The sequence below is a fragment of the Methanofollis liminatans DSM 4140 genome, from assembly GCF_000275865.1.
GTDB classification, from domain to species: Archaea; Halobacteriota; Methanomicrobia; order Methanomicrobiales; family Methanofollaceae; genus Methanofollis; species Methanofollis liminatans.
The window spans coordinates 2,140,489-2,159,770 of the sequence record NZ_CM001555.1; the positions used below are offsets into that span (position 1 = coordinate 2,140,489).

The 19,282-nt window shown below is 64.4% G+C and carries 15 protein-coding genes and 1 tRNA gene; 7 read left to right on the forward strand and 9 right to left on the reverse strand.

Annotation, left to right across the window (positions count from 1 at the left end; genetic code table 11):
- Positions 1–18: 18 nt before the first annotated feature.
- From METLI_RS10550 to METLI_RS10560, 3 genes are all read right to left on the reverse strand, one after another.
- A complete protein-coding gene (locus tag METLI_RS10550) occupies positions 19–1,323 on the reverse strand; it encodes a PEGA domain-containing protein (protein WP_004040243.1) in 1,305 nt (434 codons plus the stop codon).
- Positions 1,324–1,472: 149 nt separating this feature from the next.
- A complete protein-coding gene (locus METLI_RS10555; protein ID WP_004040246.1) occupies positions 1,473–2,546 on the reverse strand; it encodes an ABC transporter permease in 1,074 nt (357 codons plus the stop codon).
- The gene (locus tag METLI_RS10560; protein WP_004040248.1) at positions 2,543–4,285 is read right to left on the reverse strand and encodes an ABC transporter permease family protein; all 1,743 of its coding nucleotides are present in this window, start codon (positions 4,283–4,285) and stop codon (positions 2,543–2,545) included. The genes METLI_RS10555 and METLI_RS10560 overlap by 4 nt, the downstream gene beginning before the upstream one ends.
- A gap of 134 nt (positions 4,286–4,419) precedes the next feature.
- Here METLI_RS10560 and METLI_RS10565 point away from each other — a divergent pair, with 134 nt between their 5' ends.
- The gene (locus METLI_RS10565) at positions 4,420–5,307 is read left to right on the forward strand and encodes an ABC transporter ATP-binding protein (protein ID WP_048103818.1); all 888 of its coding nucleotides are present in this window, start codon (positions 4,420–4,422) and stop codon (positions 5,305–5,307) included.
- A gap of 375 nt (positions 5,308–5,682) precedes the next feature.
- On the opposite strand, the gene METLI_RS10570 is transcribed toward METLI_RS10565, so the two are convergent.
- Positions 5,683–5,756 (reverse strand) — tRNA-Lys (locus tag METLI_RS10570).
- An 88-nt stretch (positions 5,757–5,844) separates the two neighbouring features.
- On the opposite strand from METLI_RS10570, the gene METLI_RS10575 reads away from it, so the two are divergent.
- Genes METLI_RS10575 through METLI_RS10585 form a run of 3 tightly spaced genes read left to right on the forward strand, consistent with a single transcriptional unit; the run spans position 5,845 to position 9,557 of the window.
- Positions 5,845–7,311, forward strand: coding sequence for a DHH family phosphoesterase (locus METLI_RS10575; RefSeq protein ID WP_048103820.1), 1,467 nt, complete (start codon positions 5,845–5,847; stop codon positions 7,309–7,311).
- Positions 7,301–7,921 carry a 6-hydroxymethylpterin diphosphokinase MptE-like protein gene (locus METLI_RS10580; RefSeq protein ID WP_004040254.1) on the forward strand — a complete coding sequence of 207 codons (621 nt, stop codon included), beginning with the start codon at positions 7,301–7,303 and terminating at the stop codon, positions 7,919–7,921. Before METLI_RS10575 ends, METLI_RS10580 begins: the two co-directional genes overlap by 11 nt.
- Positions 7,911–9,557 (forward strand): radical SAM protein, encoded by a 1,647-nt coding sequence (locus METLI_RS10585; RefSeq protein WP_004040256.1) that lies wholly within the window; start codon positions 7,911–7,913, stop codon positions 9,555–9,557. The genes METLI_RS10580 and METLI_RS10585 overlap by 11 nt, the downstream gene beginning before the upstream one ends.
- Positions 9,558–10,132: 575 nt before the next feature.
- Here the strand turns inward: METLI_RS10585 and METLI_RS10590 are convergent.
- Positions 10,133–11,278 (reverse strand): CBS domain-containing protein, encoded by a 1,146-nt coding sequence (locus tag METLI_RS10590; RefSeq protein WP_004040258.1) that lies wholly within the window; start codon positions 11,276–11,278, stop codon positions 10,133–10,135.
- A 52-nt stretch (positions 11,279–11,330) separates the two neighbouring features.
- Between METLI_RS10590 and METLI_RS10595 the strand changes: the two genes are divergently transcribed.
- Both METLI_RS10595 and METLI_RS10600 read left to right on the forward strand, forming a co-directional pair.
- The gene (locus METLI_RS10595) at positions 11,331–11,600 is read left to right on the forward strand and encodes a PRC-barrel domain-containing protein (RefSeq protein ID WP_004040260.1); all 270 of its coding nucleotides are present in this window, start codon (positions 11,331–11,333) and stop codon (positions 11,598–11,600) included.
- Between the two features lie 14 nt (positions 11,601–11,614).
- Positions 11,615–12,337 (forward strand): tRNA(His) guanylyltransferase Thg1 family protein, encoded by a 723-nt coding sequence (locus tag METLI_RS10600; protein WP_004040263.1) that lies wholly within the window; start codon positions 11,615–11,617, stop codon positions 12,335–12,337.
- On the opposite strand, the gene ileS is transcribed toward METLI_RS10600, so the two are convergent.
- Complete coding sequence (gene ileS / locus METLI_RS10605) at positions 12,320–15,493, reverse strand: isoleucine--tRNA ligase (protein WP_004040265.1); 3,174 nt, start codon at positions 15,491–15,493, stop codon at positions 12,320–12,322. The genes METLI_RS10600 and ileS overlap by 18 nt on opposite strands.
- A 136-nt stretch (positions 15,494–15,629) precedes the next feature.
- On the opposite strand from ileS, the gene METLI_RS10610 reads away from it, so the two are divergent.
- Entirely contained in the window at positions 15,630–16,076 is a 447-nt protein-coding gene (locus METLI_RS10610) for a TIGR00725 family protein (RefSeq protein WP_004040267.1), read from the forward strand.
- Here METLI_RS10610 and METLI_RS10615 read toward each other — a convergent pair.
- Genes METLI_RS10615 through METLI_RS10625 form a run of 3 tightly spaced genes read right to left on the reverse strand, consistent with a single transcriptional unit; the run spans position 16,042 to position 19,273 of the window.
- Positions 16,042–17,898 carry a molybdopterin biosynthesis protein gene (locus METLI_RS10615; protein ID WP_004040270.1) on the reverse strand — a complete coding sequence of 619 codons (1,857 nt, stop codon included), beginning with the start codon at positions 17,896–17,898 and terminating at the stop codon, positions 16,042–16,044. The genes METLI_RS10610 and METLI_RS10615 overlap by 35 nt on opposite strands.
- Positions 17,892–19,094: a molybdopterin molybdotransferase MoeA gene (locus METLI_RS10620; protein ID WP_004040272.1), complete on the reverse strand. Its 1,203-nt coding sequence runs from the start codon at positions 19,092–19,094 to the stop codon at positions 17,892–17,894. Before METLI_RS10620 ends, METLI_RS10615 begins: the two co-directional genes overlap by 7 nt.
- Complete coding sequence (locus tag METLI_RS10625; RefSeq protein WP_048103823.1) at positions 19,091–19,273, reverse strand: hypothetical protein; 183 nt, start codon at positions 19,271–19,273, stop codon at positions 19,091–19,093. The genes METLI_RS10620 and METLI_RS10625 overlap by 4 nt, the downstream gene beginning before the upstream one ends.
- Positions 19,274–19,282: the final 9 nt, after the last annotated feature.

Here is a 19,282-nt window from a genome sequence, read left to right on the forward strand (position 1 = left end):
AAAAAGTGGGGGGTGTTCTCAGCGCCTGCGCAGGACGAGCACCGCACCGAGCAGGGCAATGGCGCCGAACGCCGTCAGCGGCATTGCCGCTGCTTCGGGGGTCGGCGTCGTGGCCGGTACGAGCTGCGCCGAGACCGGGGTCGTGGCGCCGGCGTTCACGCTGGCGGTGGTGATCCACTCGGTATAGCCCTGGAGCTGGACCGAGACGGTGTATGAGCCCACGGCGAGATCGCTGAGGGTGAGGGGCGTGATACCCTTATACGCATTGTTCAGGTAGACCTCGGCACCTGCGGGGGTGGAGGTGATCGTCATCGAACCGGTGTTTGCACCGGGGGTCTGCAGGGTGAGGGAGACCGAGGACTGCTGCCCCGCGTTCACGTTCACCGAGGTGGCGGCGTCCTGGTAGCCGTCAAGTTTCAGGGTCACGGTGCGGGTGCCCGGCGAGACGCCGATGATCACGAAACCCTGCGCAGTTGTTCTGCCCTGGTAACTCCCGTCAAGATAGATATAGGCACCCACAGGCGTGGAGGAGACGACGATCGTTCCCGTGGTCGGCTGCACGTTGGAGTCGAGGGTGGCAGAGATATGGGACTGCTGGCCTGAGACGACCTTTACCGAGCTGCTCCATTCATGATACCCCGCCTTCTCGATCTCGAGGAAATGAGACCCCTGCGAGACGCCGCTGATGGTCATCGGCGTCGTGCCCTTATACGTCCCATCAAGATAGACATTGGCGTTCGACGGGCTCGAAGAGACGTAGATCGAGCCGTAGGTCGGTTGCGGCGTCAGGGTGGCGTAGACACTCGTTACCCCACCGGCACTGACGCCGGCGGTCTGCGTCCAGGTCTGGTAGCCGTCGTACTCGACCCTGACCGTGTGCGACCCCACAGAGAGGCCGTTGATCACCTGCGGCGTCCTGCCATAGTAGGAGCCGTCCACATAGGTCTTTGCGCCGCTCGGGCTGGAGGTCACCGAGATAGAGCCGCTGGAGGAGGGAGTCGGCGTCGGGGTCGGGTTTAAGGTGATGTAGATGGTCTTGGACTCTCCAATTGAGGGGTACGAGCCGATCGAGACCGACGAGGTGTAATACCCGTCCATCGTCGCCTTTGCCGTGTAATACGGCGTGCCGGTCGTATAGACCGGGACACTCAGCACGCCGCTTGCGATCTGGCCTTTGTAGTCGTTGTCGAAGTAGATCGATGCACCGTTCACGTTGCACCTGACCTCTATCCAGGCCTCGTCGCCGCCGAGGGCGGCGGCCGGGGCCATGAGAAGGAGAAGAGCGAGAACCGCTCCTGCCATGAAGGATACCGTTCGGATCATGATGGATCACGCTACATGTGCGGAGGGCTATTGTATATTTTTTCTGATTTTCTCCGCCCGATTAGCAGAAATGTGGTGATATCTACAGTTATCTTCGGCCCATACGGAAAAATGAGCAGCCATTGGCCCCTTTACACAGCCTGACAATCCTATTGCGCCGCCCGTGCCGCCAGCCGCCGCGCATAGCGATCCGTTATAATCGCAAGGAAGGCCGTACCGGCAAGGACGCCGACGAGCGCCGCTCCATGCAGGGGTGCCGGCGAACCGGCTGCGAGCAGGACGATCAGGTTCGCCGGGTTGCCGGGGATGGCGAGGACGGCGAGGAGGACGGCGACGAGAGCGGTCGAGTAGACGAACTGGGCGCTCGTCCGCTCACGATAGTGAAGGGCGGCGATCGCCCCGATGAGGATCAGCACCAGGGACGCCGCCGAGACATGGAGGAGAATCGCAAGGGCGTTGTGGATCGCGATCCCATTCGCTGCCAGGAGGACGATCCACGCCCCTGCCTGGAGCGGGACGAGCACCCATGCGGCGAGCACTTTACCCCAGAGGATCTCGGTGAAGGTGAGGGGCGTCGAGAGGAGCGTGTCGAGGGTTTTTGTGCTGTACTCCTCGGTGATGAAATCGATGATCAGGCTCGCCGAGATGATCGCCGGCATGAAGAGGAGGAGAGGCACGAGGAGGCCGTAGACGAAGATGAAGAAACTCTGGCCGCCCGCATCTGCGGGAACGGCGATATCGACGGGCTCTGCGGCGAGGCGGTCGTCTCTCGCCTCCCTGAGCATCACCTCATAGGCCTCCATCGCCTCCCTGATCTTCACGCCGGTCACCGAGGCGGAGATGTCGTTTTTCAGGGTGTAGAGCGTGATCTTCACCGGGTCGATGCCGTCCGGTGGGGTATCAGGGACATAGACCACGGCCGCAAGCCTCCGCTCCTGCAGGGCGGCGACCGCTTCGGAGAGGTCCATATGGTAGACCTCGAAGTCGCCTTTCTCTTCGAGCAGGTCTGCAAGCGGCGAATCGGTGCCGGCATACCCGACCGCATACCCCCCCGACATCCCACCGAGAGACGAGGGGTCGTAGAGCGAGGTGAGACCGACGACGAGGAACGAGGAGAACATGGCGATGAATACCTGCAGCAGGATCGCAAGCACGATCGTCCGCTCGTTCCCGATCCCCCGGAGTTCTTTTTTTGCGATGGTCCAGACATGACGCGGCTTCACAGTGCACCTCCGATCAGGATGAGGTTATACGAGGCATGGACCGCCGTCGCGAGGAGGAGGCCCGGGAGATAGGCCCGACGCCCGCCGATCTTCAGCACCGCCCCCACGATCAGGGCGCCTGCCGTATGGAGGAGGAAGGGCATCCAGAGGAGGCCGACACCCGAGAAGAGGACGGAGCCAAAGAGCGACCCGGTGACCTGCGCCATCATCACGAAGAGGAGAAGTTTCTCGCCGAGGAGGAAACCGAACCCGGTCGCCACGGCGGCGAGGAGCACGGTCCGCCAGGTGAAAAAGCCCGGGATCCCGCGGAAGAGGGCGACGATCCCGACCGACTTGGCGACCTCCTCGGTGAAGGCGGCAAGGAGGATCAGGGCGAGGAGCGACCAGGGCAGCGGGAGGTTGAAGAGGAGCACCAGGTACATCAGCTGCACCATGAAGATGAGCGGGATGGCGAGGAGGTTTACGGCGACGAGGGAGGCGAAGGGGTGGTCCCGGGCCATCGCCGCAAAGATGAAGGAGCGGAGGCGGGAGGTGAGGCGCTCCTGCGAGAAGAGTTGCTCTTCGGTGAAGTTGCGGGCGCAGAGCCAGAGGACGACGGCGGTCGAGAGCCAGAAGAGGGCGGTCGCATAGAGGTAGTCGGCCGCCGTAAAGCCCGTGCCCTGGAAGTGGAGGACCACCAGGGTCAGGGGCGAGATCAGGCTGATCACGTGGACGTTTGCGAAGATCGAGGGGAAAAAGAGGTACGAGGTCATCATCGTCGAGAAGAAGATGGAGAGGAAGGAGAGTTCTCGAAAGCTCCGGGCCGTCATGCCGATGAGCAGCGCCGCCGCAAGGAAGAAGAGGATCACCGGAACGAGGGGGAGGATGACGACGAACGACCCGCCGGTGATCAGGACGATCGCCGAACAGACGGCGATCATCAGGAGGAAGTAGGGGAGCATCTTGCCGGCGATGATGGTGAGCGGACCGGCCGGGGTGGAGAGGAGGATCTCGCCCCGCCGCTCGATCCGCTCGTTTGCAATCGACATCATCGCGAACTGGGAGGTGAAGTACAGGGGGAAGATAAAGACGAAGATGTAAATGAGCGAGTCGAAGGGGAGGGGCGGGGAGAGCTGCGATGGGGTCTTGAACTCCCCGAGGTCAGGGCCGCCTGAGAACATGCCGAGATAGCGCGCGATCCCGTCGTTTCCTGCCGGGGCGGTGGCGAGGTCATGGCGGAGTTCCTCTGCAGAGACGGCAAGGGTGGACGAGGGTGTCGGCAGGTCTTCGACCGGCCCTGAGGGCCGAACGTGGCTCCCTTCCTGCGGTTTTGGAGCGATGATCTGTCCGCTTTCGGTGGCGGTGAAGTCGAGGCTGCTCGTCACCTCGACCGTCTCGATCCAGAGGGGATATGCGGCGAAGAGGTCCTCTTCGCCGGTGTAGATACCGGCACGGTAGTTCCGGTATGCGACGGCGAATGCAGAGAGCGCCGCCGCACCCTTCTCGGTCCGGGCTGCCCAGGCCCTGCCGCCCGAGATGACGAGGTCGTATGCGCCCGGTCTCTGGGCGAGCACGGCATGGCCTGTGAGGAACACCGAGAACGCCGGGTCGCCTGAGAGGAGCGCCGCCGCGGCAGGATCGTCGGTCCCCACCGTGTAGATGCCGTCCTGGAGACGGATGCCGCTCTCCGCGGTGAGGCCCGAGGCGAGGAGCAGAGCGACGAGCAGGACGGCGGTCATGGGGAGGACGTCTCTGCTCATCGTGGTGAGGGACCGTTTCGTCTCCCAGCGCGCAATGGTCAGGGCAGTTCGCAGGCTGATCGGGATCGACTCCTTGCAGGATCGGTTGGGCAGGATGCGATATGATATATCCGGTGGGGCGCGACGCGGATAGGATGATCGCGGCACGCGACCTGGTGAAGGATTACGGGGCGTTTCGGGCCCTCGACGGCGTGAGTTTTGATCTCGGAGAAGGAGAGATCCTCGGAGTTGTGGGGCACAACGGGGCCGGGAAGACGACGCTCCTGAAGATCCTCGCCGGGCTCTCGTCCCCGACCGCGGGAAGCCTTGCGATCGCCGGCGTCGATGTGGTCAGAAACCCGCACGCCCTGAAGCAGACCCTCGGCTACCTCCCTGAGGAGTCGCGCCTGTACGAGACGATGAGGGTCGCCGACTACCTCTCGTTCTTCGGCGAGATCTATGGGCTTTCAGGCGGGGAGATCCGTGAACGCAGCGAGCGCCTCCTCTCCTCTCTCTCCCTCGACGCCGGCGAAAAGAAGATCGGCGAACTTTCGAAAGGGATGCGGCGCAAGGTGGCGATCGCGCGCTCCCTGCTGCACGATCCCCGGTTCCTCGTCTATGACGAGCCTTCGTCCGGGCTCGACCCGATGACCGGACGGTTCATCGGGGAGTATCTCAGGGAGCTGCGCGCCGAAGGGAGGACGATCGTACTCTCGGCGCACAACCTCTACCAGATCGAGGAGATCTGCGATCGGGTGATGATCCTGCGGCGGGGCCGGATCGAGGCCTTCGGCACGATGCGGGACCTGAGGGAGCGGTTCGGCTCCCTCACCTACGAGGTCTATTTCACCATCCCGGATGCAAGCGCCCTTGAACCCTCCCTGGCCTATACGCGATCCGACGGCATCTACATGGCCGCAGCCGGCGATGTCGCCGGCATGAACCGGGTATCCGCGGCCGTGGCGGCGGCAGGCGGGACGGTGGAGCGGATCGAGTCGCGCTACCCGAGCCTTGAGGAGATGCTGGTGGCGGTCGGGAAATAATGCTCTTTGCTCCTGTGTGCGGACATTCATGACACCTTCATCCGACCCTGCTCAGGTGACCTGGAATGTAGTACACGAGAGAAGAGACGGAAAGTGTTTCAGGACCACCGCATGATTTTTCCAGGAGATGCCCACGCGATAGGCGCGAAAAGATGCAAATTTCCACGAAGATCACGGGAATTAAAACAGGGCCCGGTTTCTTCGCGGCCTCTCGCGTGAGTGAACGGCATATTTTTCAGGACCGCCCGGCGGCGTATGCCGCACTGCAGCCGGTTTTGAAAAATACGCGAACAGATCAGATATGCAGGCAAAAGCGCGGAAAGAAATGCGATCAGATCGAACTCAGGCACAAAGAATTTTTCAGAACAGAAAGAACGGGCCTGAAGGGATTTGAACCCCTGGCCTGCGGATTAAGAGTCCGCCGCTATGCCAAACTAAGCTACAGGCCCCTGTGCTTTGACCATACTATGTTAGCCTAATTTCGATATAAAGGTTGCGGCGATGGTTAATTATCCCGAAAGATCACACAAGACTGCGATGGCCGATGCAGCTCAGACCGGGTCGTCCGGGAAGATCAAATACCTCATATGCGGCTGCGGGAGCACAGGTTACAACGTCGTTGAGGAACTCCTCAAAGAGACCGATTCAATCCTCATTCTTGATAAAGATGAGAAAAGAGTGCAGGATCTGCTCGATCAGAAATATCAGGCGATCGTCCGGGAACTCAAGGATCCGGCAGCGCTTGACGAACTGCCTGTGCCCGAAGTCATTTTTGTCCTGTCGAACGACAAGGACGCAAACCTCGCCGTCGTCAGGACCGCCAAGGCGAAGTATCCATCCGCCCACCTGATCGCACGCGCAACCGATCCGGTGAGCAAGAACCAGCTCGAGGCCGCCGGCGCCGATGTGGTGTTATACCCGCAGGAGGTGATCGCCAAGACCGCCGTGCTGCGCATCAGAAGGCTTTCGTCGTCGCGCATCGCGAGGCGCCTCTATACCCTGCTCGGGTCCTGGGAGGGCACCATGGGGATCATCGCCCATACCAACCCGGATCCCGATTCAGTATCGAGTGCCATGGCGCTTGCAGTGATCGCGCACGACGCCAGCGGCGGCAAACTCGTCTCGCGGATCCTGTACGACGGCACCATTGGCCACCAGGAGAACCGCGCCTTTGTCAACCTCCTCGACATCAAGATGGAGCAGATCACGCCGGAACTCCTTTCGGCCTGCGACCACCTCGCCCTTGTAGACTCCTCAGGGCCGGGCGTGAACAACGCCCTCGGCAAGGACGCCCGCGTGAACATCATCATCGACCACCATAAAAACGGCACCCACGACACCTCCAAGGTCGATTTCGTCGATATCAGACCGGGAATGGGGGCGACCGCCTCGATAATGACACAGTATCTCCAGGAACTCGACATCCCGGTCGATACGAAGGTGGCGACCGCCCTCCTGTACGGCATCAGGGCGGACACACGGGACTTCAGGCGGAACATCACACCGCAGGACTTTAATTATGCCGCATTCCTTCTCCCGCTCACCGACCGCGACATCCTCGACAAGATCATGTCGCCGGCCGTATCGCAGGAGACACTCGAGGTGATCGGCAGCGCCATCCAGGACCGCGAGGTCGTTTCGGGCTATCTCTTCGCCAACGTGGGCTACCTGCGCAACCGGGACGCCGTCCCTCAGGCCGCCGATCTCCTCATCAATCTCGAGGGCGTGAACACCGCCATCATCTACGGGATCACCGACACCAGCATCATCTTCTCAGGCCGGAACCGGGACATCAGGATCCACATCGGCAAAGTGCTCGAAGAGGCGTTCAAGGGCATAGGCGAGGCCGGTGGGCATGCGACCATGGCGGCAGCCGTGATCCCGCTCACCTATTTCTCGATGGTGAAGGACAAGGAGGAACTCCTCGACCTGATCATCGAGCCCATCCTGAAGCGGATCCGCAGGATCGTCGGGCTGGAGGACGAGGCGAAGCATGAAGTTTGAGGACTGGGAACCCCTTTACGAAGAGATCCTGGACTACTTCTCCTTTGACCGGGACGCCGACGAGGAGGCCGCCCGCATTCTTGCCGACCTCCTCGACCGCGACGACCTCCCGGCCCTCGACACCCTATGCCGCGGCCGCACGGTCACGGTCTGCGGCAACGCCCCATGCCTGCCGCGCCAGATCGACCGGATCGAGGGAACGGTCATCGCGGCGGATGCCGCCGCCGAGGTGCTCTATACCCGGGGAATCAGGCCAGACGCCGTCTTCACCGATCTCGACGGGGCAACCGACGCACTGGTGGAGATGAACCGGCAGGGAACGGTTGTCGTCGCCCATGCGCACGGGGACAACATCCCGCTCCTCCGCGCCTGGGTGCCCAGGTTCTCCGGTCCCATCGTCGGGACGACACAGGCCGAACCCTCCGGGCGCATCCACAACTTCGGCGGGTTTTCCGACGGCGACCGCGCCGTCTTCGCCGCCCATGCCCTCGGGGCGGCGGACGTCCGCCTCGTCGGCTTCGACCTCGACGACCCCTCGGTCGACCCGGTGAAGCGGGGCAAACTTATCTGGGCCCGCCGCCTCCTCGCCCTCCTCGGCCATGACCTCTGACGCAGTCATCCTCGACGGCTACGTGGACGAACCGGCGTGCCTCGGCGTCCCGCCCTATATCTCGCCCTACATCAGGTACTGCGCCGGCGTGCTCGCCGAGCGCGGCTATACCGTCAGGTACACCACCATCGACGCCGTGCGCAAAGAGCCCCTGGCCCTGCGGACGTTTTCCGACGCCGCCCTCCTGCTCGTCATCGCCGGCGTCACCGTGCCGGGGAAATATCTTGCCGGCACCCCGGCGACGCTCACCGAGCTCTCGCAGATCGGGGTGCAGATCCGCGGCCCAAAAAAGGTGCTGGGCGGGCCGATCGGCTTCGGCTACGCTGCCGAAGGCGGGAGGAAAGCGGTGCGGGCTGCGGCGGCAGGCTTCGATCACCTCCTCCAGGGCTCGCCCTCCGCGGCGCTCGACTCCCTCCTGGGAGGTGGCGAGCCCGCGGGACAGGCCGACTACACGGCGATCGACCGCTGGAGCGTCCTCGGCGCCGGGGTGGTGCAGCAGCACCCGTTCTTCCCCCGCGTCATGATCGAGCTGGAGACGGCGCAGGGCTGCTCCCGCGCGGTCACCGGCGGCTGCTCGTTCTGCACCGAACCCTTCTACGGCCCGCCCCGCTACCGCTCCGCCGCCGGGGTCGCTGCCGAGGTCGGGGCGCTCAGCGCCGCAGGGGCCCGCCACTTCCGTCTCGGCCGCCAGCCCGACCTCCTTGCCTATGGGAGCACGGGCGGCGCCGAGTTTGCCCGGCCGCGGCCCGAACGCATCGAGGCCCTTTTCACAGGGATCCGTGCGGCGGCACCCGACCTGCTGACCCTCCACATCGACAACGTGAACCCGGGCACCATCGTCCATTATGAGGAGGAGAGCCGCGCCGCCCTTGCAGCGATCGTCGCCGGGCACACCCCGGGCGACGTCGCCGCCTTCGGGATGGAGACCGCCGACCCCGCGGTGATCAGGGCGAACAACCTCAAGGCGCTCCCGGACGATGTTTTCAGGGCGATCGAGATCGTCAACGAGATCGGTGGCGGCAGGCGGAACGGCGTTCCCGACCTCCTGCCCGGCCTGAACTTCGTCTGCGGCCTCGCCGGGGAGACCGCCCAGACGTACGACAAAAACCGGGCCTTTCTGGAGCGGGTGCTCGCCTCGGGCCTGATGGTGCGGCGGGTGAACATCAGGCAGCTGATGCCCTTCGCCAGCACACGCGCCTACGACGAGAACACCCTCGGGCAGCAGGACGCCGCCTTCAGGGCCTTCAAGGAATGGACGAGGACGAAGTTCGACCTACCCATGCTCCAGCGGGTCTTTCCCGCGGGCACCGTGCTGCGCGATGTCGGGATCGAAGTGAGCGGCAGGACGAGTTTTGGGCGGCAGATGGGCTCGTACCCCATTCTCGTCGGCTTCCCCCTCGCCCTTCCCACGGGTGCCGTCACCGACGCCGTCGTCGTCGGGTGGGGGATGCGCTCGATCACCGCCCTACCGGCACCGATCGAGATAAATACGCTGCCGCACGCGGCGATCGGCCACATCCCCGGCATCGGAAAGAAGATCCTGCCGAAGGTGCTCGCGAAGCGCCCCTTCGCCGACCTCGCCGCCTTCAGGCGGGTGGCCGGTGAGGCGCCGCTGGATGATTATTTTTCATTTTGAAAAAGGGTGGAGAGGCTCACACCATGGGCGCGAAGGTTTCAGAGGGCACGTCGGGGTTTTAGTTCATCAGCAAATACGATTGGGGCAGGGACGGGCAGACCACGCCGGCACGTTCATCCATCATTTTTCATCGAGAGATGCGCCGCCCTCCCCGTCCTCGCATGTCCAGGGCAATTGTATGCAGGGGTCCTGGGGTAAGAACCCCCGGCGCTGTGGCCCCTCCACACCCTGAAAAATCATCACATCTTCGCATCTGGAGAGTAAGAGTTCAGGAAAATCGAGTAGCCTCCTCCCGGGGGGCCTGCTGCCCCCCGACCCCCCCGCCGATTGCGATAGGGGCAGGGATGGACAGACCACGCCGGCGCTCCGGTCTATCATTTTTCATCAACAGATGTCCCGCCCTCCCGCCCCCGCATATCCAGGGCAATCATGCGCGCGGGGGTCCGGGGGTGGCAACCCCCGGGCAGAGGCGGACTTCGAAATTCGTTCTATCGTCTCTTCACATCAAGAACGTGCGGGTTCTGAAAAGTCAAAGAGTCCTCTGCCGGGGGGCCAACCGCCCCCCGACCGCACCCTCACGCCTCCTTGATCTCCAGCGTCGTCATGATGTCGGTCCTGGTGACGATCCCGACGAGGTCGCCCCCCTGCTTCACCGGTATCCGGCCAATCCCGGTCCTGGACATAATCTGCATCGCCTCGGCGAGGGGTGCCGAGGGCGGGAGGGTGAGAACATTCTTCGACATCAGGTCGCGCACCTGCATCGCCTCGCGGTCGAGTTCGGGCGCCGCGTGGACGTCGCCGAGGGTGACCATGCCGACAAGGACACCCCGGTCCACCACCGGAAAGCCCAGGTGCTTGGTCTCGTACATCATCCGCATCACCTCTGAGACCGGGAGTTCAGGCGGGACGGTCTGGACCGGCGAGGTCATCACGTCGCCGACCGTGACGTCCTGGAGCAGGAAATTGTAACGGACCATTGTGGCCTCCTGGTTCGCCCCGATATAGATGAAAAAGGCGATGATGATCAGGATCGGGTTGAAGACGAGAAAACCGAATATCCCGAAGAATACGGCGAACCCCCGACCGACATCGGCGGCGATCCGGGTCGCCTGATGAAGGGGCATCTTTTTTGCAAGCCATGCCCGCAGCACCCGCCCGCCATCCATCGGAAAGGCCGGGAGCAGGTTGAAGAGGAAGAGTATGATGTTCAACAGGGCGAGGTAGCCGAAGAAAAAGATCAGGACACCGCCAGTCGCCGGAGTCAACTGGCCGCCGACGACCAGGGCGGCGGCGGCATAGGTGACGGCCCAGCACACAAGGCCGATCGCACCGCTCGTCAGGGGTCCGGCAAGCGCCATCGGGAGTTCGATCTTCGGGTCGGGCAACCCCTCCTCCATCGAGGCGACGCCGCCGAAGATCAGGAGCGTGATCGAGTTGATCTTGATCCCCTTCGACCGGGCCACCAGCGAGTGGGCGAGTTCGTGGACGAGCACCCCGGCAAAAAGGCCGAGCGCTATTGCTGTCCCAAGGATATAGGGTGCGGCCCCGCTGACAAAGAGCGTCATCGTGATCTCGGTGCCGAAGAGGCCTGCGATCAGTTCGGTCGTGAGGAGGATCTGCGAGCCGATGATCCACGCGAACAGGGGGATCACCAGCAGGAAAGTCCAGTGAAGATAGATAGGAATGCCGAATAAGTGCCCGATCTTGAGGGATCCGTTCATGTGAAATGATAGACTTTTTATCGTTTATAGTCTATACCATGAACCGATAGTAATGAAGACACAGGTCACCGAGCTCTTTGGGATGCACGTATACACCGATAAGGCGATTCTCGTCGGGGAAGTCGACGACGTTCTGCTTGACATCGACGGAAAGAAAATCGACGCCCTTGCGGTGGGAAAACTGAACCCCGAACTCGCCGATTCCAAGGGTCACCGCGGCCTGCTTATTCCCTTCAGGATCATAAAAAATGTCGGGGACATCATCATCGTCCGCCACATTTCGACGGCTTTTCGGAGCACAAAAGACGATAAAAGCCCCTGAACGTCCCCGAACCCATGGAGAGCCACGAGATCTTCTCGGCCCTTGCTATCTACCCCCCGGTCTTCCTGCGCCTTGACGGCCGCTCCTTCCACCGGCTGACCCGGACCTGCGAGAAGCCCTTCGACGCCCGGTTCCATGCGGCGATGACCGGCACCTGCAGGCGATTGCTTGCCGGCAGCGGCCTCAACCCCCTCTTCGCCTATACGTTCTCCGACGAGATCAATCTCTACTGCACCGTCCTCCCCTTCGGCGGGCGGGTGGAGAAACTCGACTCGGTCGCCGCCTCCTATGCGGCGAGCGCTTTCACCCTGGAGTACGGCTGCGACGAACCCATCGCCTTCGACTCCCGCGTCGTCCCTGCGACGCCCGAATACGCCCTCGAATACCTTGCCATGCGCCAGGCCGAGGCGTGGCGGAACCACATCAACGCCTACTGCCAGGCGGCCCTGGTGGAGGATGGGCACACGCCCCGCGAAGCGGCCGCAATGCTGCGGGGGATGAAGGCCGCCGGAATGCACGATCTGATGTTTGCGCGGGGGGTCAACCTCACCGAAACGCCGGCGTGGCAGCGGCGCGGCACCCTGGTCAGATATGGCACCTATACAAAAGAGGGGGTGAACCCGCGGACCGGGGAGCGGGTCACCGTCCAGCGGCGCGGCGTCGTCATCGACGAAGACCTGCCGCTCTTCCCGACCCCTGAGGGTCGGGCCTATCTCTTCTCAGTCCCTGGCCTGTGAGAGGCCCATCAGCATCGGCACGCCTTCGACCTCCCATTCAGCAGTGAGTTCCCAGGCGCCCGAGAGGGCAGCGCCATCGTGGACAGCAAGCGAGGACGCCCGCACCTCGCCGCTGACGAGATCGGTCATGCGGCTGACGAGGTCGGCAACGCCTGCATCGGCGATCGCGATCTCGACCGCGATGTTCTCGTCCACCTTCAGGTCACGCTGCCGGCGCATCTCCTGGAGACGGCGGACCACCTCGCGGGCATATCCCTCGGCCTCGATCTCCGGCGTAAGGGTGACGTCGACATAGACGGTAGCGTCGGGCATCGCGGCGGCAAACACGCCTTCAGGGACCTCTTCAATGAACGTCACCATCTCGGGCGTCACCTCGTAATCCCCGGCGATCGCCTTCCCGTCGGCTTCGAGTGCGGCCTTCAGGGCGTTGCCGTCTGCCCCCTCGATCGCCCCTTTCACCTTCGGGGCCTCCTTCCCGAAGCGCGGGCCCAGCACGCGCATCACGGCCTCGGCCTTCCAGCCGATACGTTCCCACCGTCCGGTGACGACGGTGACCACTTTCGCGTTGGCGCGGGAGGCACAGAGTCCCGAAAGCCTGGCGACAGCGTCCCGCACCGCCGGGGCGTCGGTCACGACCACGACCTCGCCGACCGGCCAGCGGAGTTTCCGCTTTCCGTCCTGCCGGGCCGTGGCCACGGCATCGTCGAAGGCCTGGGCGACACCCATCGCGGTTTCAAGGGGCGCGTCGATGAGGGCGCTGTCGGCCGCGGGCCAGTCGAGCATGTGGACGCTCGCCGGATCGCCCTCACACCGCAGGTTCCCGTAGATCTCCTCGGTGAGGTGCGGGGTGAAAGGAGCAAGGAGACAGACGAGCCTGCGGAGGACGTAGTAGACCGTCTCGTAGGCGTAACGCTTCTCCGGTGCGTCCTCTTCGAGCCACATTCTGGGCCTGACGATCTGGAGGTACCACCGCGAGAGGTCTTCGAGCACGAAGGTGATGAGAGAACGGGTGACCCGGTGGAGGTTCAGCCCGGCGAAGTCAGCCTCCACACTGGCGACAAGGCTGTTGACCCGCGAGAGGATCCAGCGGTCCTCGTCCGGCATCAAATCGAGCATCCGCAGAACGGCCGTCTCATCCCAGTCTCCGCCTGAGGTCTGTGCGGGTGCGAAGTTGTCCAGGACCATATAGGGCAGGGGGAAACGGTAGACGTTCCAGAAGATGTTGAGGGCCCGGTTGACCGTCTTCACGCCTTCCCAGTTGAACTTCATATCGTCCCAGGGTGCGTTCGCCGAAAGGACGTAGAGGCGGAGGACGTCCACCCCGAAGGTCTTTATCACTTCTTCCGGGGCGACGACGTTGCCCAGGCTCTTGGACATCTTCCGCCCCTCGGCGTCGAGGGCGAAGCCGTGCATCAGCACCGATTTATAGGGGGCCCTGCCGAAGGCGACCGTCGAGGCGCCGAGCTGCGAGTAGAACCAGCCGCGGGTCTGGTCCTGCCCCTCGGTGATGAAGTCCGCGGGCCAGTATTTCTCGAACGCCTCTTTTTCGCCGGGGTAACCGAGGGTCGCCCACGAAGCCACGGCTGAGTCGAACCAGACGTCGAAGATGTCGGAGACCCGGCGCATCGTCCCGCCGCAGGTGCAGGGGATGGTGACCGCATCGACATACGGGCGGTGCGGATCGGCGACTGCCTGCCCGCTCGCCTCTTCGAGTTCGGCGACGGTCGCGATCACTCGCCGTGCATCGCAGGTGTCGCACTGCCAGACCGGGATCGGGATGCCCCAGTAGCGCTGGCGCGAGATGCACCAATCGCGGGCCTCCTTCACCCAGTCGTAGAACCGGGCGCTGCCCGCCCAGTCCGGGTACCAGGTGACCTTCCCGACCTCGTCGAGAAGTTTGTCCCGCATCTCCGAGGCCTTGATGAACCACTGCTCGGTGGCCCGGAAGATGATCGGGGTCTTGCACCGCCAGCAGTGGCCGTAACGGTGGGTGGTCTTCCCCTCGTGGAGGAGGCAGGGGCCAAGGGCATCCATCACCTGCCGGTTCGTCGCCGGGTCTTTGACATAAAGCCCGTCAAACACCCCGGCCCGTTTTGTGAACCTGCCGGTGCCGTCGACCGGGCAGAGTACGGGAAGATCGTATTTGATCCCGGTGAGGTAGTCATCCCAGCCATGGCCCGGTGCGGTGTGCACGAGCCCGGTATTTTCGAGGGCCACGTAGTCGGCGAGGACGACGCGGTGGGCGATCTCCTTCTGCGCCGGCACTGAAGCGGCGAGTGGGGACTCGTACTCCATCCCGGCGAGGTCGGCGCCGGTGACCGTCCTGAGAACGTCATAGTGCTGGTACCGCCCTTTTCTGAGCACCTCCTCGACGAGCGCCTCGGCGATCCAGAGTTTCTCCTCGACGCCCTCTTTCCGGGCGGCGACCAGGGCGTAGACGATCCCGGGGTGGGCGGCCACGGCGACGTTCGCCGGGAGCGTCCAGGGCGTCGTGGTCCAGATCACCAGGTACTCGTCGTCGGCCCCCTTCACCGGGAACTTCACGTAGATCGAGGGGTCGGTGGCGTCGTCGTACTCCACCTCGGAGTCGGCGATGGCGGTCTCGCACCGCGGGCACCAGTTCACCACGCGGTGACCCCGTTCGAGCATCCCGTTCTTCTCGGCCTGCGCCAGGGTCCACCACGCCGCCTCGATATACTCCTTTTTAACGGTCTGGTAAGGGTTGTCGAAGTCGAGCCAGATACCAAGGGCCCTGAACTGATCAGACATCACCGCCATGTTGGTGAGGGCGAATTCCCGGCAGCGCTCGATGAACCGGTCGATACCGTAGGCCTCGATGTCTTTTTTCGAGGTGAAGCCAAGCTGGTGCTCGACCTGCACCTCGATCGGCAGCCCGTGCATATCGTAGCCTGCCCGCTCGATGACGTTCTTCCCGCACATCCGGTGCCGGCGGAGGACGGCGTCCTTGATGATTTTGTTCCACGCTGTTCCCAGGTGGATGTGGCCGGTGGTGTACGGGGGGCCGTCTACAAAGAAGAACTGCTTGCCTGAACGCCGCAGATCTTTTACCTGAGCATAGGTGTCGGCGGCCCGCCAGAACTCCTGGACGCGCCCCTCGATCGCCTGTGCATCATAACTGCTGGTGACTTCCTTCACCTCTATCCCTCTGCACGCCCCCGCAGGGGGCGGATGATCATGCGTAGTGTGGTGGGTTGTGACAGACAAAGTAGTTTTTCAATCGGGCGCGCACCGACGACGCAGTTTTTTTCCTTCAGGCACCGATCCCTCCTCCATGCAGATCGCAATCGTCGGGGCGGGGGAGTGCTCCCCTGAAGAATACGAAGCGGCGGAGACCGCCGGCTACCTGATCGCCGGCAACCACGAGACCCTCGTATGCGGCGGGCTCGGCGGGGTGATGGAGGCCGCATGCCGGGGTGCGAAGGAGGCGGGCGGGACGACGGTCGGGATCCTGCCGGGCACCGGCGGGGAAAACCCGTACCTCGACGTCGTCATCAGGAGTAATCTCGGTCATGCGCGAAACGCCCTCGTCGTCGGGTCGGCCGACGCCGTGATCGCTATAGGAGGGAAATTCGGCACCCTTTCGGAGATCGCCCTCGCCCTGAAGATGAAAAAGGCGGTGTTCGGGGTTGGCACCTGGAAGATCGAGGGCGTCTTCCCCTGCGCCACACCCGAGGAGGCGGTGCTTATGGCAGTACGCGCCTCGCGCCTGTCTCGCTGACCCTGTAGCCGCCCATCTGCAGGAGGGTCTGCTTGAAGGCGTCCGAACCGATCGCATCGACGCAGGCGCGCACCCGCGGGTCTTCGAGGGTGTCGGCGTGCATCGCCAGTTCGTAGCGCTCGGTCGCCACCGGGGTGAAGGTGAGGCCGAGGGCCTGCGCGGCCGAATACACACCCATGCCGCAGTCGGCCTCGCCTGAACGGACGGCGAGGGCGACGCCGAGGTGCGTGGTGAACTCGCGCTCGTAGCCCCGGATCAGGGCCGGATCGACCCCCCGCTCCTTCAGGAGATAATCGAGGAGCAGCCGCGTCCCCGAACCCTTCTGTCGGTTCGCATACCGCAGGGCCGGCAGGTCGTCGAGCGTGGCGCCCTCCCGCGAGATCAGACCCTGCTCCCGTTCGGCGACGCAGACGAGGACGATCTCCTCGTCCGGGAGGTACTTCCGCAGGAAGGGGATGTTGTACTCGCCGTCGGGAGCGAGCAGGTGCATCGGGGCGGTGTGGCACTGCCGCTTTTTCAGGGTGAGAAGTCCGCCCATGCTCCCGACATGGGTGGAGTGGACCTCGACCCCGCCGGGCCTGACGAGATCGGCGAGACGGTCCAGGCAGGGGTCGTGGCTCCCGGTGATCAGCACCGCTTCCTCGGCCTGCCGGCGCGGGACCATCAGGCGCGCCCGTATCGTCTCACCGGCCTCGACGCCCTCCTTCGCTGCCGGGATGGTCATGACGGCATTCGCGCGGACGGCGCTCATCTGGACGCCGGCGCCGCGCGACTGGGGCACGGCGACCCAGCGCCCGCCGATCCGCCCGGTCGAGAGGAGGACGAACTCGTCGGTGCCGATATCGGAGTGGAGGGTGGTGGTGAGGGCGGCCTCGACGGTCCCGGCCTCAGGCACGGGAAACCCGTAGCGGGCGACGAGCGGGGTGACGATCTCCCGCAGTATGGTGAAGGCCGCAAGCGGGTAGCCAGGCAGCCCGATCACGGGTTTGCCCTCGATCTTCCCGATGATCACCGGCTTTGCCGGTTTGATCGCCACGCCGTGGACGAGCACCTCGCCGAGTTCGGCGATGATCGAGGCGGTGTAGTCGCGCGTGCCCGCCGATGAACCGGCCGAGACGATGAGGATGTCGTTCTCCCTGATCCCTTCCAGGATCGCCGCCCTGATCAGGTCGGGCTCGTCCGGAACGATGGCGTAGCGGCGGGCCTCCACGCCCAGGGCGCGGAGGTGCGCCGCTGCCATCAGGGTGTTGCTCTCCACCGCCTGCCCGGGGCCAGGGCGGGTGCCGGCAGGCACCAGTTCAGACCCGGTAGGAATAAGCCCGGCCGAGAGGGCGAGCGCCTCCACATCGGTCACGCCGTAGGCGGCGAGCGCCCCAAGTTCGTGCGGACGGATCCGGTGCAGGGAGGGGAGGATCATCTCGGACTCGCCGATGTCCTCGCCGACCGGGCGGACGTGCTGCCAGGGGGCGACGGCCTTCCTGACCGTATAGGTGCCCTCGCCGATCCAGACGTCCTCGATCATCACGACGGCGTCGTACGCCGGTGGGACGATGTTTCCGGTGTTCACCCGCACGGCGTCGGTGAGGACGACCGGGCGGCTCTCGCTGGCGCCGCGGGTCTCAGCGCTCCGCACGGCGATCCCGTCCATCGCCGAGATGTGGATGGCCGGGACCGAGAGACGGGCGAAGATCGGGGCGGCGGTCACCCGGCCTGACGCCTCCTCAAGGGGCACCCGTTCGGTGCGGGGACGGCACCTGAACGCCTCTCCCAGGACCGCCAGCGCCCGCTCCAGGGAGACAAGGTCGAGATAGCGCTTCACCACAGGACCACCTCCACCTCTTCGCCCGTCTCGAAGCCTTCGCACCCCGCAGGGACGACGACGATGCCGTCGCTCTGGACCAGGGTGTTGAGGAGCCCGGACTTCCCGAAGACCGGGGTTGCGGCGCCGTCCTCGAGGTGGACGCGGACATAGTCCTCCCTTCCTTTCGCCGAAGGGATGTTGGCGGCGAGGCGCGCTCGCACCCGGCACGGGCTGACCGGCGCCCCGCTCATCGCCGCGAGCAGGTGGCGGACGACGGCGACGAGCACGATGAAGGCCGAGCCCGGGTGGCCGGGGAGCCCGATCACCGGCGTCGTGCCGACGCGCCCGATGATCGTGGGTTTTCCCGGGGCGATGGCGATGCCGTGAACGAGCACCTCCCCAAGGTCGCCGATCACGCCGGCCGACATATCGCGCACGTCCTTCGAGCTCCCGCCCGAGATGAGGACACAATCGCAGGAGGCAACCGCCCCCTCCAGAACCTGCCGCAGGAGTTCGGGGCTGTCCCGCACGATCCCGTAGCGGCGCGGCTCGCACCCCTGCTCCCGCACGAACCCGGCGCAGAGATACGAGTTTGCGTCCCGGACGCGGCCCGGTGCGAGGGCGGCCTCGACCGGCACGACCTCGTTGCCGGTGGAGATGATTCCGATTTTCGGCACCCGCCGCACCGGCACCTCTGCGACGCCGGCGGCGGCGAGCACCCCGAGATCCTGCGGGGAGAGACGCCGCCCCGATGGGAGGACGACGCTGCCTGCGGCGAAGTCCTCATCGCACCCGAGCACATTCTCACCGGGTGCGACCGCCCGGTGGACGAGGACCTCGTCTCCGGCCCTCTCTGCGTACTCCACCATGGCGACGGCGTCCGCACCAGGCGGCATCACCCCGCCGGTCGGGATGTACCAGCAGCGGTCGGGCCCGACGCTCCCCGCGGGCGCCTGCCCCATCTCGATCCGACCTTCAAGGACGAGCATCGCCGGCATGGACTCGGACGAACCGGTCGTGTCCGATGCCCGCACCGCATACCCGTCCACCACCGAACGGTCGAAGCCCGGGAGGTCGCCGCCGGCCCGTACGTCCTCCGCGAGGACGCGGTGGAGCGCATCGCCGATCGGCACCATCTCATCGCCGATCGCCGGGACGATAGACCTGACGGTCTCCACGGCCCGGGCGACCGGGACTACCTCGAGAAAGAGACTCATTTAAAGCAGCCCAGCTGACAACCGCGGATCTTGATCTTCGGGTCGTGCCGGTTGCAGTAGCGGGCGATGTCCATCTTCGGGATGCCATACTTCTCGCTGATGGCGAACGCCTCTTCGCACCGGATCTCGGTTGTGATCCCGCTCTCGGCAAACGCTTTTGCGATCAGATTTTCGTCCATGATGATGTG

Coding starts and splice junctions, on each gene's coding strand:
- METLI_RS10550 (WP_004040243.1), bottom strand. CDS start 1,323: ATGATCCGAACGGTATCCTTCATGGCAGGAGCGGTTCTCGCTCTTCTC.
- METLI_RS10560 (WP_004040248.1), bottom strand. CDS start 4,285: ATGAGCAGAGACGTCCTCCCCATGACCGCCGTCCTGCTCGTCGCTCTG.
- METLI_RS10565 (WP_048103818.1), top strand. CDS start 4,420: ATGATCGCGGCACGCGACCTGGTGAAGGATTACGGGGCGTTTCGGGCC.
- METLI_RS10575 (WP_048103820.1), top strand. CDS start 5,845: ATGGCCGATGCAGCTCAGACCGGGTCGTCCGGGAAGATCAAATACCTC.
- METLI_RS10580 (WP_004040254.1), top strand. CDS start 7,301: ATGAAGTTTGAGGACTGGGAACCCCTTTACGAAGAGATCCTGGACTAC.
- METLI_RS10585 (WP_004040256.1), top strand. CDS start 7,911: ATGACCTCTGACGCAGTCATCCTCGACGGCTACGTGGACGAACCGGCG.
- METLI_RS10590 (WP_004040258.1), bottom strand. CDS start 11,278: ATGAACGGATCCCTCAAGATCGGGCACTTATTCGGCATTCCTATCTAT.
- METLI_RS10595 (WP_004040260.1), top strand. CDS start 11,331: ATGAAGACACAGGTCACCGAGCTCTTTGGGATGCACGTATACACCGAT.
- METLI_RS10600 (WP_004040263.1), top strand. CDS start 11,615: ATGGAGAGCCACGAGATCTTCTCGGCCCTTGCTATCTACCCCCCGGTC.
- METLI_RS10610 (WP_004040267.1), top strand. CDS start 15,630: ATGCAGATCGCAATCGTCGGGGCGGGGGAGTGCTCCCCTGAAGAATAC.
- METLI_RS10620 (WP_004040272.1), bottom strand. CDS start 19,094: ATGAGTCTCTTTCTCGAGGTAGTCCCGGTCGCCCGGGCCGTGGAGACC.
- METLI_RS10625 (WP_048103823.1), bottom strand. CDS start 19,273: ATGGACGAAAATCTGATCGCAAAAGCGTTTGCCGAGAGCGGGATCACA.